Origin of the sequence: Streptomyces sp. BE20 (genome assembly GCF_036322525.1) — a bacterium.
In the GTDB taxonomy this organism is placed as follows: domain Bacteria; phylum Actinomycetota; class Actinomycetes; order Streptomycetales; family Streptomycetaceae; genus Kitasatospora.
The window spans coordinates 1-275 of sequence record NZ_JAQYWW010000386.1 but is presented as its reverse complement, the minus strand read 5'-3'; the positions used below and the strand labels follow the sequence as shown (position 1 = coordinate 275).

Below are 275 nucleotides of genomic sequence, written 5' to 3'. Positions count from 1 at the left end.
CTCTACGCGGTCGGCGGCCAGGAGCTCGGCTACCTGCCGGGCAGCGAGAGCGAGAAGATGAGCCCCTGGGCCCAGGCCGTCTTCGACACCCTCTCGGCCGTCACCACCCCCGACGTGATCGAGGAGATCATCTCCCGGGGGATGCTGGAGGTCCTGCCGCTCACCCACATCCGCGGGCGTTCCCTGCACGACGCCTTCGTGATCGTGGACGAGGCGCAGTCGCTGGAACGCAACGTCCTGCTCACCGTCCTCTCCCGGATCGGCCAGGGCTCACG

General features: G+C 69.1%; 1 protein-coding gene. It reads left to right on the top strand.

All coding sequences use genetic code 11. From position 1 onward, the window contains the following. Positions 1–275 (top strand): PhoH family protein (locus PUR61_RS03015; protein WP_329875310.1); only part of this gene is annotated, 275 nt, incomplete at both ends.